Here is a 12,426-nt window from a genome sequence, read left to right on the forward strand (position 1 = left end):
ATTGCGCATTGGGGTCGGTCCTGCGGACCGCCCCGGAATGACGGCTACGCCGTCAGCTCGCCTCCGCCAGCAACGACAATTGCCGCGGCTGAGCCTCGGTCTGGGTCTGGTCGGTGAGATGCGTCGGATAGGCGCCGGTAAAACAGTGATCCGAAAATTTCGGATTGGCCGGGTCGCGGCCGGGCTCGCCCATGGCGCGGTACATGCCGTCGATCGACAGGAAGGCGAGCGAGTCCGCGCCGATGATCTCGCGCATCTCTTCGAGCGAGTGCGTCGCCGCGAGCAGGCCGCCGCGATCGGGCAGGTCGATGCCGTAGTAATCGGGATAGAGGATCGGGGGCGAGGCGAGACGGAAGTGCACCTCGGTCGCGCCCGCATCGCGCATCATGCGCACGATCTTCTTCGAGGTGGTGCCGCGCACCAGGGAGTCGTCGATCAGGATGATGCGCTTGCCTTCGATCGCGGCGCGGTTCGCCGAATGCTTCATGCGCACGCCGGATTCGCGGATCGCCTGCGTCGGCTGGATGAAGGTGCGTCCGACATAATGGTTGCGGATGATGCCGAGCTCGAACGGCACGCCGGAGAACTGGCTGTAGCCGACCGCGGCGGGCACGCCCGAATCCGGCACCGGTACCACCACGTCGACCGGCACGTGGCTCTCCCTGGCGAGCTGCGCGCCAAAGGCCTTGCGAACTTCGTAGACCGAGCGGCCGTGGACGATGGAATCCGGACGGGAGAAATAGATGTATTCGAAGATGCAGGGCCGCGGGGCCATCGGCGGGAACGGCTTGTGGACGTCCTCGCCGTTCTCGTCGAACACGATGACTTCGCCGGGCTCGATGTCGCGCACGAAGCGCGCGCCGATGATATCGAGCGCGCAGGTCTCCGACGTCAGGATCGGGCAGCCGTCGAGCTCTCCGAGCACCAGCGGCCGGATGCCGCGCGGATCGCGCGCGCCGACCAGCTTTTTGTTGGTGAGCGACACCAGCGCATAGGCGCCTTCGATCTCGCGCAGCGCATCGATGTAGCGTTCGATGAAGCGGGAGCGCTTGGATCGTGCGACCAGGTGCAGGATCACCTCGGTATCGGTGGTCGACTGCATCATCGCGCCGTTCCTGACGAGCTCGCGTCGCAGCGTCAGGCCGTTGGTGAGGTTGCCGTTATGGGCGACCGCAAGGCCGCCGGCATTCAGCTCGGCGAACAACGGCTGCACGTTGCGCAGGATCGTGGCGCCGGTCGTGGAGTAGCGGACATGGCCGACCGCGACACTGCCGGGCAGGCGGTCGATCACCTCGCGGCGAGAAAAGGTGTCGCCGACGAGACCGAGGCGGCGTTCGGAGTGGAAGCGGTTGCCATCGTAGGAGACGATGCCGGCGGCTTCCTGGCCGCGGTGCTGAAGGGCGTGGAGGCCGAGGGCGGTGATGGCGGCAGCGTCGGGATGGCCGTAGATGCCGAACACGCCGCATTCCTCGCGTAGCGTATCCCCCTCGAGATCGTCCTGAAGCTCGAGCCCGGCCGGGGGGAGGTCGAGATCAAGCTGGGCGTTCCAGTCGGGGTTTTGCATCTCGTCCATCGCGCCTCTCTTCGGGCTCAATTCAACGTGCCGCGGGTTTCTCGATCAGCTTTTTAAGGCTGTCACGAGCCGGTTTACTGTAGCCGTCGCTGCCGCCCGCAGGCTGCTGCTCGGTATCAGCTTGATCATCATCTGGTTTGTTTTTCTTGAATCTCTTCAAGATGGTGTTCTCGGGGTCATCCGGCAAGAGCGACATCAGCCAATCCCCGGTTCCCTGGAGCACCACCCGGGATTTGGCTCCCGTGACCCAGTCCGGGCGCTGCTTGTCCGGTACCAGCCAGGTGAAGAACAGGAAGGCGACCACAACGATCAGGAGGCCGCGGGCAAGGCCGAACAGGAAGCCCAGGGTGCGGTCCAGGGCGCCGATCCGGGAATCCAGGATCATGTCGGAGATCCGGACCGTGATCACGGACACCACGATCAGCGTGCCCACGAACACACCGGCCACAACCACGACGCTCGCGACCGTGTCGTTGTTGAAATAGGTCTTGGCGGTCGGCAGCAGCTTCGAGAATGAATAAAGCGTCACGATCGCCGCTGCGCCCCAGGCCGCGATCGACAGGATTTCGCGCATGAAGCCGCGGACCATGGCAAGCAGGCCCGAGATCAGCATCACACCGAGCAGGATCAGATCGAGGAGTGTAATCGGCATCGGCTGGTCTGGTCCGCTCGTACTCTCAAAGGTGCTCAGCGAATCGGTGTTTTGGCCGCCGCCCTAAGTGAGGGGCAGACGGTGTTCCCAGCAAGTCCGGAACCACGCAATCCCATGCTGCTTTGTGACGGCTGTATAGCGGCGGGGCCGGGGATCGTCACCTCCAGCTAGCCCTCTCCACGGCGGAATCTGGCGGGTGTGGCATTTTTCTCGGGCGCGGACGCGGATTCGCCGCGGCGCGAGCCGCGGGCGGCGATCTCGGCGACCAGCGTGGTGAGGCTGTTCACGGCGTTGAGCGACAGCCCGGCGTCGCCGCTGGCCTCGCCACGGGCCGATTCGGGCAGCACGGCGCGGCTGAAGCCGAGCTTTGCGGCCTCCTTGAGCCGCGCGGGGGTCTGGGCCACGGGCCGCACCACGCCGGAGAGCGAAATCTCGCCGAAATAGACGGCATCGGTGGGTAACTGCGCGTTAACCAGTGACGACACCAGCGCCGCCGCCGCGGCAAGGTCGGCGGCTGGCTCGTGGATGCGAAGGCCGCCCGCAACGTTCAGATAGACGTCGTGGCCGGACAGCTTGACCCCGCAATGGGCTTCCAGCACCGCCAGCACCATGGAGAGCCGGCTCGGGTCCCAGCCGACCACGGCGCGGCGCGGGGTGCCGAGCGAGGTCGGCGCCACCAGGGCCTGCAATTCGACCAGCACGGGGCGGGTGCCCTCGATACCTGCGAACACGGCAGTGCCGGGGGTGCCGAGGTCGCGCTCGGACAGGAACAGCTCGGACGGGTTGGTGACTTCGCGCAGGCCGAGTCCGGTCATCTCGAAGACGCCGATCTCGTCGGTGGGGCCGAAGCGGTTCTTCACGGCGCGCAGGATGCGGAATTGCTGGGAACCTTCGCCCTCGAAGGACAGCACGGCGTCGACCATGTGTTCGACCACGCGGGGGCCGGCGATCTGACCGTCCTTGGTGACGTGGCCGACCAGGATGATGGCGGCTCCCGTCTTCTTGGCGAAGCGGATCAGCGCCTGCGCCGAGGCGCGCACCTGCGTCACCGTGCCGGGCGCAGACTCCACCGTGTCGGTCCACATGGTCTGGATCGAGTCGATCACGATCAGGCGGGGGACCGAGCCTTCAGACAGCGTCGAGATGATGTCCTCGACCGACGTCTCCGCAGCGAGCTGCACCGGCGCGTCGGATAGCCCGAGCCGCTCGGCGCGCAAGCGCACCTGCGCGATCGCCTCTTCGCCGGAGATGTAGACGATGCGGTGGCCGGCGCGCGCCAGCAAGCTGGTAGCCTGCGTCAGCAGCGTCGATTTGCCGATGCCGGGATCGCCGCCGACCAGGAGCACCGAGCCGCGGACGAAGCCGCCGCCGGTGACGCGGTCGAGCTCGGTCATCCCTGAGGACAGGCGAGGGGCGTCAGGGCTTTTCCCCGCCAGGCTCTCCAGCGCGAAGGTGCGCCCCTTGCGTTTGGAGCGGATCGACACAGGCACGTTGCCGGTCGCGTCCTCCTCGGCCAGCGTGTTCCACTCGCCGCAGGCCTCGCACTTGCCTTGCCAGCGATTATAGGACGCGCCGCAGTTCTGGCAGACGAAGGAGAGCGTGGATTTGGCCATGGGACTGGTGAATCGGTGTCAGGGGGAGAGCGTGGCGTTCCATAGCATGCTGAGCCCCGCCGCGACCATGATGGCGTCCATCACCAGGCGGAACACGTCTGGCTTCATCTGCAGCACGAAGCGCTTGGCGATGAAGGCGCCAAACATGAGCGAGGAGCCTGCGATGAGGCCCTTGATTGCGACGTCGCCGGTCAGCGCGCCGAAGCGTTCGAAGGTCACGGATTTCGACAGATAGAGGCCGAGCGAGGAGGCGGCCTCGGTCGCGAGGAAGGCGCCCTTGGTCAGGCCGTAGAACAGGAACAGCGGCACGCTGAGCGGGCCCGTCGAGACCACGATGCCGGTGATATAGCCGATGACCGCGCCGCCGATCGCCAGATGCCAGAGATTGGCCTTCAGATCGTGCCGCGCCAGCCAGTGCCGCGCCGGCACCATCGCGATCAGGAAGATGCCGATCGCAAGATCGACCGCGTGCGAGGGCAGCGCCAGCAGCGTCCGCGCGCCGAGCGCTGCGGCCGGGATGCCGGTGATGGAATAGGCTGCGCATGCCTTCCAGTCGACCTCGCGCCACCAGGCGAGGATCCGCGACAGGTTCGCCATCACGGCGGCCACGGCCATGATCGGCACCGCCTCCTTCGGCCCGTATTCATAGACCAGCACCGGCATCAGCATGATCGACGAGCCCGTGCCGACGATGCCGGAAATGGTGCCGGCGATCAGGCCGACGATGAGGACGAACAGGAATGCCAAAGAGGAGGGCTCCGGGAATCGGGGGAGTGTAGCCAATTCTTGCCGCAGATCGGACCGTTTCGCCTGCGCGACAAAAAACCTCGAAAACAACCCCATGCAAAGTAGCCGGGGCTGCCGGCATCCTGCGGTCTGCGAACGGCTTGAGACGGGCACACGTCGGTGTCGCGATGGCGGCGCCCGCTGAGGCGGCTGCCTGCAAACGAGGCGGTGCGCCGCAGCACATGCTGACAGCATGTTGGCAGCAGGCCTCGGCTACGACCATCTCCTGACATTTTCGAGACAGGGAGCGGGCCATGCCGGTCGAAGGAAGCTGCCATTGCGGTGAGACGGTGTTCGAGGTCACCGAGCCGCCAGCCAGCGTGACGCGCTGTACTTGCTCGCTCTGTGCCAAGCGCGGCGCGTTGTGGGCCTATTACACGCCGGCGCAGTTCCGCTTGCTCTCTCCGCCGGAGAACATCGCGACCTATCAATGGGGCAGCCGCACCGTCAAACATCACTACTGCGCGAGTTGCGGCTGCGGCACCTATTCGGAGTCGCCGGACTGGTCGAGCGGAAAGCCCGACTTCGACAATCCGAGAGTGGGCATCAATGCCCGCCTGTTCGACGATTTCGATCTCGATGCTGTGCCGGTGAACGTGATCGACGGCAAGAATTTGTGGTGACGGGGAATATCGCCGTTTGACCCCGAAGCGGATTTGGACGTGCCTTGAGGTCATATCCGACCGGAATTTTCAAAGGCACGCGCCGTAGTAGCCCCCCTCGACATGGGTCAAATCGCCATGCTCATCGCTTGACCACATGACTGAAATGGATTCCATGCAAACACCGCCGCCCCACTTATAAACCAACGTTCTCTTCCTCCTCTCTTCCTGCTCCGGAGTTAAGCACTGGTGGTAGACCTCCCCGATCGGCACCTGCTGGCCAGGCGGAACGCAATTGGACGGTACGGGATCGGCGGGTCGAAATCCCTGGCCCGCCAAAATCGCTTTCAGTGCGCCCTCTGTTGACCCAACCGGAAATTGTGACTGCAGGACCCCAGTCAACTTTTTGCTGGCTGCTGCAAAGTGGGGCCAGTCTTCTTTGGTAATGACCCCCTTCGCGATTGGCGGCGGCCCGGAGTTGAAAATCGCCGCGATGACGATAACCATGACCAAACGCGCTGTCGGGCTAAAAACAAACAAGCCCGAGAGAATGGCCACAACAAGGGCGAGTGTTGCCAAGACCCAAATAGCAAAACGCTTCACGCAGGTCTCTCTCCCCGAACTCGCTGCTGGTGCGCTACTTTGGCATGAAACCGTCATTCCGCGCACGTCCGAATCTGGCCCATGGCGGAAATCATCGAAGCCACTGCCGACGTCTGCTTCAAGAGACAAAGCCGACGAGTAGCTGTATCTACCGTAGGCAGTGGACTTGAGAGCGTGCGCCTAGCGCAGCACCACCCACACCGGCGCATGGTCGCTCGCGCCGTCTTCGCCGCGGATCGTCTTGTCAACGCCGGCCTTGGTCAGGCGCGGGGCGAGGGCAGGGCTGAGCAGGAGGTGATCGAGGCGAAGACCGGCATCGCGCGGCCAGCGGTTACGCTTGTAGTCCCAGAAGGTGTAGATGCGCTTCTCGGGATGCAGCGCGCGGAGCGCATCGCACCAGCCTTGCGCGACGAGTGATTTGAATGCGGCGCGGCTCTTGGGCTGGATCAGGGCATCCTTGTCCCAGGATTTCGTAGGATAGATATCGAGCGCGGTCGGGGCGACGTTGTAGTCGCCGGCGAGCACGACCGGCAGGTCCTGCTTGAGAAAGGTCTTCGCGTGGCGCTTCAGGCGCGCGAACCAGTCGAGCTTGTAGTCGAATTTCGGTCCGGGCTGCGGGTTGCCGTTCGGCAAATAGATGCTGGTGACGATGATGCCGCGCACGGCGGCCTCGATGTAGCGCGCCTCGATGTCGTCGGCGTTGCCTGGCAAGCGGTCGCGGGTCAACACGGGCTCGGCGTTGCGCGCGAGAATGGCGACGCCGTTCCAGGTCTTTTGTCCGCGCCAGACCGCGCCGTAGCCGGCCTTCTCGATCGCAGCGGCCGGAAATTCGCCATCGATGGCCTTCAGTTCCTGGAGTGCGACGACATCGGGATTCGCCGCGCGCAGCCAGCGCAACAGGTTGGGCAGGCGGTGGTTGATGTTGTTGATGTTGAATGTCGCAATCTTCATGTAGAGCTGAAGGCTCCTGACGCCCCAAACCGGAGAAACAATGTCCAAGTTGAATTTTGCCGCTATCGCATTCGCCGTCGCGCTCTCCGGGTCCGCGCTGGCACAATCGTCCGATCCGCGCGGCGCCTGCAAGGCGGATTATGACAAATTCTGCGCCGGCATCGCGCCTGGCGGCGGCCGCATCGTCGCGTGCCTCAATGCCAAGCGCGACCAGCTCAGCGACACCTGCAAGAAGGCGCTGGACACCAGGAAGAAGTAAGCGTTCACGATCACCCTCGTGTCCCGGACGAGGCGCAGCGCGAAAGCGGTGCGACGCAGAGCCGGGACCCAGAAGGCGGCACGGTACAAAGCGGATAGATGGGCCCCGGCTCTGCAGCGCACCGCTGAAGTAGCGCTGCGCTGCGTCCGGGGCACGAGAGCGTGTCGGGTCGGTTAGGTCGGCAGCGGCGGCGGGCTTGCCGGCTGCTCCAGTGGCGGCGGCGCGGGTGGCTCGGCGGCGGACGTCGCGGCGGGCTGCGCGAGAGGTGGCTGTTCGACCGGCGCTTGCGCATTGCCGCCCTTGTAGACCCGGGCATAACGGTGGCCGAGGCTCGTCAGCACCTCGTATCCGATGGTGCCGAAATGATGCGCAAGCTCGTCGACGGTGATGCCTTCACCGAGCAGCGTCACCATGTGGCCGCGCCGCACCGAATTCGGCGGCAGATCGGTGATGTCGATCGCGATCAGATCCATGGAGACGCGGCCCGCGACCGGACAGCGCTTGCCCGCGACGATCACCTCGGCGCCGCGGGTGCCGTCATTGGAGCTGGCGGCGCGGAAATAGCCGTCGGCATAGCCGACCGCGATGATCGCGAGTTTCGTGGGGCGCCGCGCCGTCCAGGTGCCGCCATAGCCGACGCTCTCGCCACGCTCGATGGTGCGAATCTGCACGATGCGGGCCTTGAGATCGACCACCGGCTGCATCGGATTGTCGGCCTCCGGCGTCGGGTTGACGCCGTAGAGCGCCGCGCCCGGCCGCACCAGGTCGAACTGGAAGGGGGCGCCAAGGAAGATGCCGGAGGAATTGGCGAGCGCGGCGGGCACACCCGCGAATTCGCTCGCGATGGAGCGGAAAGCTGCGAGCTGCCTGGCGTTGACCGAACTATTGAGCTGCTCGGCGGAGACCAGATGGCTCATCACCAGCGTGATGCCGTGATCGCCGGCATTGATGCGCGGGATGATGGCCTGCGCCTCCTGGAGCGTCAGCCCGAGCCGGTTCATGCCGGTGTCGATATGGATGGCCGCGCCCCCGGTCCAGTCCGTGCGGCGGCAGAACACGTCCCATTCGGCGAGCTCGTTGAGATCGCCGATCACGGGGCGGCAATCGATCTTGGCGTAATGCTCGCCGGTATTCTGGAAAAAGCCGCCGAGCACGTAGATCGTCGCGGTCGGCACCGCCGCGCGGGCGATGCGCGCTTCCTCGATCGTCGCGACGAAGAAGGTCTTGCAGCCGGCTTTGTGAAGCGCGCGCGCCACCGGTTCGGTGCCGCAGCCATAGGCGTCGGCCTTGATCACGGCGGCGCATTCGGCCGGCACCGCGGTCTTCTCGAGCTTGCGCCAGTTGGCGACGATCGCGTCGAGGTCGACGGTGAGCACGCCACCATAGGCGGCAAGCGCCGCGGCCTGGTTGGCCTCCTCGGAGAGGAGGCCGGTTTGGGGGATGAGGTTCGGGTCGGACGCCATTGTCATGGCATCGTTTTACGCAAGAGGTGTGCGCGGTTCAACCCGAGCAACTCAGAGCGCGATGAGATCGTCGCGTTCTGCCTCCTTGCTTGAACATGATCTCCGCGCAAACGCGTTCCGCGTTTGTCGCGAGGGAAGACCGCTGCACACTTCTCCGGATCATGCCCTAGTAGTCGCTGCGATCCGGCAACTGGCCGTCATGGGCGAGATCGCCGAAGCGGGTGACCGAGGCGTCGAAGTGCAGTTCGACCGTGCCGGTCGGACCATGGCGCTGCTTGCCGATGATGACTTCGGCCCGGCCGACCGTGCGCTCCATGTCTGCCTGCCATTTGGCGTGTTCCTCGGTGCCGGGACGCGGCTCCTTCATGGCGAGGTAATACTCCTCGCGGAACACGAACAGCACGACGTCGGCGTCCTGCTCGATCGAGCCGGATTCACGCAGGTCCGAGAGCTGCGGGCGCTTGTCGTCGCGCGATTCGACCTGGCGCGAGAGCTGCGACAGTGCGATCACGGGGACGTTGAGCTCCTTTGCCAGCGCCTTCAGGCTGGTCGTGATCTCCGTGATTTCCTGGACGCGGCTGTCGCTGGCGCGCTTGCCCGAGCCGGACAGCAGCTGGATGTAGTCGATCACGAGGAGATCGAGACCCTTCTGGCGCTTCAGCCGGCGCGCGCGCGCCATCAGCTGGGCGATCGACAGACCGCCGGTTGCGTCAACATAGAAGGGCAGCGACTGCAGCTCGATCGAAACCTGGCGGATTTTCTCGAAATCGGCTTCCGAGATTCCGCCACGGCGGATGTGCGAGGAGGGGATGCCGGTGCGCTCGGCCACGATACGCGTGGCGAGCTGGTCGGCCGACATTTCGCAGGAGAAGAAGCCGATCACGCCGCCATTGGCGGCCTTCGTGGTGCCGTCGGCCTGGAGTTCTGGAACGTAGGCTTGCGCGACGTTGTAGGCGATATTGGTCGCAAGCGACGTCTTGCCCATGCCGGGACGTCCCGCGACGATGATGAGGTCGGAGTGCTGCAGGCCGCCCATCTTTGTGTCGAGGTCGCGTAGCCCCGTCGAGATGCCCGACAGCTTTCCGTCGCGCTGGAACGCTTTTGCCGCGAGATCGACGGCGACCGTCAGCGCCTGCGAGAATTTCTGGAAGCCGCCGTCATAGCGGCCCGACTCGGCGAGCTCATAGAGGCGGCGCTCGGCGTCCTCGATCTGCGCCCGCGGCGCAAAGTCGACCGGGGCGTCATAGGCGACGTTGACCATGTCCTCGCCGATGCCGATGAGGTCGCGCCGCAATGCAAGATCGTAGATGGTGCGGCCATAGTCCTGGGCGTTGATGATGGTTGTCGCTTCGGCCGCCAGCCGCGCCAGATACTGCCCGATGGTCATGCCGCCGACGTCGGTATCGGCGGGCAGGAACGTCTTTAGCGTCACCGGGGTGGCGATCTTGCCCATCCGGATCAGGCTGCCGCCGGTCTCGAAGATCGTCTGGTGCAGCGGTTCGAAGAAGTGCTTTGGCTCGAGGAAGTCAGAAACGCGGTAGAAGGCGTCGTTATTGACCAAAATGGCGCCCAGAAGGCTCTGCTCCGCCTCGATGTTGTGCGGTGCGCTCCGATAGGCGGGGGTTCCGGCATCGGGCGCGAGTTTCAGGACGGTCGAATCAGTCAGGGCCATGGTCGGAGGTGCTTAGCAACTTTTCCGGCGGGATGCGGGGCGGCGATAAAGCGCCGACGGCAGGCAAAGCGGAAGCGAAAGCTGGTCGCTATCAACCGGTCTTTAAAATGGTGGATGGTTAGCAGCCGCAGCATGCGCGATGCTTGACTGATGTTTTGCGGAATTCGCCTCGGCGCCTTGATCCCGCTCAGGCCGAGCCACGGAAAATTCCGGATGATGTGAACCTTATATGTCGGCGCGCAGACCTATTTTGCGGGCGCGCATCATGCGGCGCACTGGCCGGCCGACTGTTCAGACGATCAGGAGGTAGACCAGCGCAACCAGGGCGGCGGCAACGCCGGTGGCGATCAAGGCATAGTCTGTGCGGAGATCGTCCTGCACGTCGAAGGAGGTTTGGATCTTCTTGCTCATGGCGACGGTCTAGGACAATTCCGACCACCGCTTTGTGAAGCAGATCACAGAACCCCGGAATCTTTCGTGTGAGGCTCGGAACGGGCCGCCGGGTAGGGAATTGATCTGGTCCGCGACCGTCAGGAGACGAGGCGAAAATGCGGCAGGAGCTGCAGATATGGAAAAGCGAGGCGGGCAGCCGGATCTGGCTGTCGGCGCTGATCGCTGCCATGGAGGACGCCTCCCGGCCGGAACGCGAGGGGTCCATGGTGCCGGCCGAGACGCTGGCGCAGTTCCGTGCACGGCTCGCGCTACCGGCTTCGCTGCTCTACTCAGCCCCGCGCCTGCGTCACTAGCCTTCATTTGTAATATTATTCGCCCGCCAGCTTCAGCCTGGGCCTGCTGCTGCCCTCCAGGCCGCGCAGCCGCGCCTCCTCATGGCCGATATAGTCGCGGGTCACGGGGACCACGCCCTGCCGTTTGGTGAGCTGGATCTGGAAGTTCATCATGCCCTGCTTGCGGAAGGTCATCTCGCAGGCGGCCAGATAAAATTCCCACATCAGCGCAAATCGCTCGTCATAGAGCTGCACCGCTTCCTCGCGCCGCGCCATGAAGCGCTCGCGCCAGGCCTTCAGCGTCTCGGCATAGTGCAGGCGGAGGATCTCGATGTCGCAGACGAGCAGCCCTGCGCGCTCGATTGCGGGCAGTACCTCGGACAGCGCCGGGATATAGCCGCCGGGGAAGATGTATTTGGCGATCCAGGGATTGGTGGAGTCCGGCCCCTGCGAACGGCCGATCGAATGCAGCAGCATGACGCCGTCCTCGCTGAGGAGCTCAGCGCAGCGCTGGAAATAGGTCTCGTAGAACTTGACGCCGACATGCTCGAACATGCCGACCGAGACGATACGGTCGAACGGACCGTCGATGTCGCGATAGTCCTGGAGCAGGAACCGGGCTGACCGGGTCAGGTTCTTCTCGGCCGCACGGGCATTGGCAAGCTGCAACTGCTCGGTCGACAGCGTGATGCCGGTGACGTCGGCGTCTGCGATCTCGGCGAGGTAGAGGCCGAGCCCGCCCCAGCCGGAGCCGATATCGAGCAACCGGTGGCCACGTTTGATGGCGAGCTTCGCTGCGATATGCCGCTTCTTGGCGAGCTGGGCGTCGTCGAGCGAAGTGTCCGGCGTCTCGAAATAGGCGCAGCTATATTGCCTGTCGGCGTCGAGGAAGAGCGCATAGAGCCGGCCGTCCAGATCATAGTGATGGGCGACGTTGGTCTTCGCGCGGGCACGCAGGTTGAACTGCTTCAAATGTCGCGTCAGGTAGCGCAAGTGCCACTGGGGTTTGGCCCACTGTGGCAATGTTCCGGGTTGATCCAGGAGGATCGCCAGGGCATCAGCGATCGAGCCTTGCTCGACGACGAACTCGCCGTCCATATAGGCCTCGCCGAGCCCGAGCTCGGGATTGAGCAGGATCTTTCGCTGCGCATCGGTTGTCGCGAAGCGGACCGCCACACGTTGGCCAGAGCCGTCACCGCATGTGAATTTTGCGCCGCTTACGGTCGTCACCGTCATCCATCCGCGCCGGATGAACTTGGTCAGGAAGCTACGCAACAAACGGTCCATAGAACCACCCTGTCGAGCGAACCCGAAAAGATGCGACTAACCCCCGCCATCACACCGACGCTTCGGAACTGCGTTGGTTCCTATGCATCTGCATGGGAATGTAATCAGCTGGTTCCGGACCTGCTATTGCGTTGTGTTCAAAGCCGATATTCGCAAAACGCGCGATCACATCCTTGCGTCATGAGCGTGCTTCCAATTGCAGCGCAATCGGCTAAAAGGTGACCCGCCGCCAGCGCCGCC

At 64.4% G+C, this 12,426-nt stretch carries 12 protein-coding genes; 3 read left to right on the top strand and 9 right to left on the bottom strand.

Features of this window, described 5'->3' with window-relative positions; translation table 11 throughout:
• Window positions 1-52: 52 nt before the first annotated feature.
• The 4 genes from purF to YUU_RS0111840 all read right to left on the bottom strand — a co-directional run bounded on the left by purF (window position 53) and on the right by YUU_RS0111840 (window position 4,585).
• A complete protein-coding gene (purF, locus tag YUU_RS0111825; RefSeq protein ID WP_027522554.1) occupies window positions 53-1,564 on the bottom strand; it encodes an amidophosphoribosyltransferase in 1,512 nt (503 codons plus the stop codon).
• Window positions 1,565-1,595: 31 nt separating this feature from the next.
• A complete protein-coding gene (locus YUU_RS0111830) occupies window positions 1,596-2,225 on the bottom strand; it encodes a CvpA family protein (RefSeq protein ID WP_027522555.1) in 630 nt (209 codons plus the stop codon).
• Window positions 2,226-2,392: 167 nt separating this feature from the next.
• A complete protein-coding gene (gene radA, locus YUU_RS0111835; RefSeq protein ID WP_027522556.1) occupies window positions 2,393-3,838 on the bottom strand; it encodes a DNA repair protein RadA in 1,446 nt (481 codons plus the stop codon).
• A gap of 18 nt (window positions 3,839-3,856) precedes the next feature.
• Window positions 3,857-4,585 carry a sulfite exporter TauE/SafE family protein gene (locus YUU_RS0111840; RefSeq protein WP_027522557.1) on the bottom strand — a complete coding sequence of 243 codons (729 nt, stop codon included), beginning with the start codon at window positions 4,583-4,585 and terminating at the stop codon, window positions 3,857-3,859.
• 293 nt (window positions 4,586-4,878) lie between these two features.
• Between YUU_RS0111840 and YUU_RS0111845 the strand changes: the two genes are divergently transcribed.
• Window positions 4,879-5,247 (top strand): GFA family protein, encoded by a 369-nt coding sequence (locus YUU_RS0111845; RefSeq protein WP_027522558.1) that lies wholly within the window; start codon window positions 4,879-4,881, stop codon window positions 5,245-5,247.
• A 69-nt stretch (window positions 5,248-5,316) separates the two neighbouring features.
• Here YUU_RS0111845 and YUU_RS0111850 read toward each other — a convergent pair whose 3' ends face one another.
• Window positions 5,317-5,829 carry a hypothetical protein gene (locus YUU_RS0111850; RefSeq protein ID WP_156944238.1) on the bottom strand — a complete coding sequence of 171 codons (513 nt, stop codon included), beginning with the start codon at window positions 5,827-5,829 and terminating at the stop codon, window positions 5,317-5,319.
• A 180-nt stretch (window positions 5,830-6,009) separates the two neighbouring features.
• Window positions 6,010-6,780, bottom strand: a complete 771-nt coding sequence (locus YUU_RS0111855; protein ID WP_027522560.1) for an exodeoxyribonuclease III — start codon at window positions 6,778-6,780, stop codon at window positions 6,010-6,012.
• A gap of 40 nt (window positions 6,781-6,820) precedes the next feature.
• On the opposite strand from YUU_RS0111855, the gene YUU_RS0111860 reads away from it, so the two are divergent.
• Window positions 6,821-7,039: a cysteine rich repeat-containing protein gene (locus tag YUU_RS0111860; RefSeq protein ID WP_027522561.1), complete on the top strand. Its 219-nt coding sequence runs from the start codon at window positions 6,821-6,823 to the stop codon at window positions 7,037-7,039.
• A 173-nt stretch (window positions 7,040-7,212) separates the two neighbouring features.
• On the opposite strand, the gene alr is transcribed toward YUU_RS0111860, so the two are convergent.
• Both alr and YUU_RS0111870 read right to left on the bottom strand, forming a co-directional pair.
• Complete coding sequence (gene alr / locus YUU_RS0111865) at window positions 7,213-8,502, bottom strand: alanine racemase (RefSeq protein ID WP_027522562.1); 1,290 nt, start codon at window positions 8,500-8,502, stop codon at window positions 7,213-7,215.
• Window positions 8,503-8,668: 166 nt separating this feature from the next.
• Window positions 8,669-10,174, bottom strand: a complete 1,506-nt coding sequence (locus YUU_RS0111870; RefSeq protein WP_027522563.1) for a replicative DNA helicase — start codon at window positions 10,172-10,174, stop codon at window positions 8,669-8,671.
• A 548-nt stretch (window positions 10,175-10,722) separates the two neighbouring features.
• Here YUU_RS0111870 and YUU_RS0111880 point away from each other — a divergent pair.
• Entirely contained in the window at window positions 10,723-10,920 is a 198-nt protein-coding gene (locus YUU_RS0111880) for a hypothetical protein (protein WP_027522565.1), read from the top strand.
• A 15-nt stretch (window positions 10,921-10,935) separates the two neighbouring features.
• On the opposite strand, the gene YUU_RS0111885 is transcribed toward YUU_RS0111880, so the two are convergent.
• On the bottom strand, window positions 10,936-12,186 hold the full coding sequence (locus YUU_RS0111885) for a cyclopropane-fatty-acyl-phospholipid synthase family protein (protein ID WP_027522566.1): 1,251 nt from the start codon (window positions 12,184-12,186) through the stop codon (window positions 10,936-10,938).
• Window positions 12,187-12,426: the final 240 nt, after the last annotated feature.

Source organism: Bradyrhizobium sp. Ec3.3, from assembly GCF_000472925.1.
Taxonomy (GTDB): domain Bacteria; phylum Pseudomonadota; class Alphaproteobacteria; order Rhizobiales; family Xanthobacteraceae; genus Bradyrhizobium.

Bases quoted from the DNA above. Each gene is read 5' to 3' on its own strand.
- purF (WP_027522554.1), bottom strand. From the start codon at position 1,564: ATGCAAAACCCCGACTGGAACGCCCAGCTTGATCTCGACCTCCCCCCG.
- YUU_RS0111830 (WP_027522555.1), bottom strand. From the start codon at position 2,225: ATGCCGATTACACTCCTCGATCTGATCCTGCTCGGTGTGATGCTGATC.
- radA (WP_027522556.1), bottom strand. From the start codon at position 3,838: ATGGCCAAATCCACGCTCTCCTTCGTCTGCCAGAACTGCGGCGCGTCC.
- YUU_RS0111845 (WP_027522558.1), top strand. From the start codon at position 4,879: ATGCCGGTCGAAGGAAGCTGCCATTGCGGTGAGACGGTGTTCGAGGTC.
- YUU_RS0111855 (WP_027522560.1), bottom strand. From the start codon at position 6,780: ATGAAGATTGCGACATTCAACATCAACAACATCAACCACCGCCTGCCC.
- YUU_RS0111860 (WP_027522561.1), top strand. From the start codon at position 6,821: ATGTCCAAGTTGAATTTTGCCGCTATCGCATTCGCCGTCGCGCTCTCC.
- alr (WP_027522562.1), bottom strand. From the start codon at position 8,502: ATGGCGTCCGACCCGAACCTCATCCCCCAAACCGGCCTCCTCTCCGAG.
- YUU_RS0111870 (WP_027522563.1), bottom strand. From the start codon at position 10,174: ATGGCCCTGACTGATTCGACCGTCCTGAAACTCGCGCCCGATGCCGGA.
- YUU_RS0111880 (WP_027522565.1), top strand. From the start codon at position 10,723: ATGCGGCAGGAGCTGCAGATATGGAAAAGCGAGGCGGGCAGCCGGATC.
- YUU_RS0111885 (WP_027522566.1), bottom strand. From the start codon at position 12,186: ATGGACCGTTTGTTGCGTAGCTTCCTGACCAAGTTCATCCGGCGCGGA.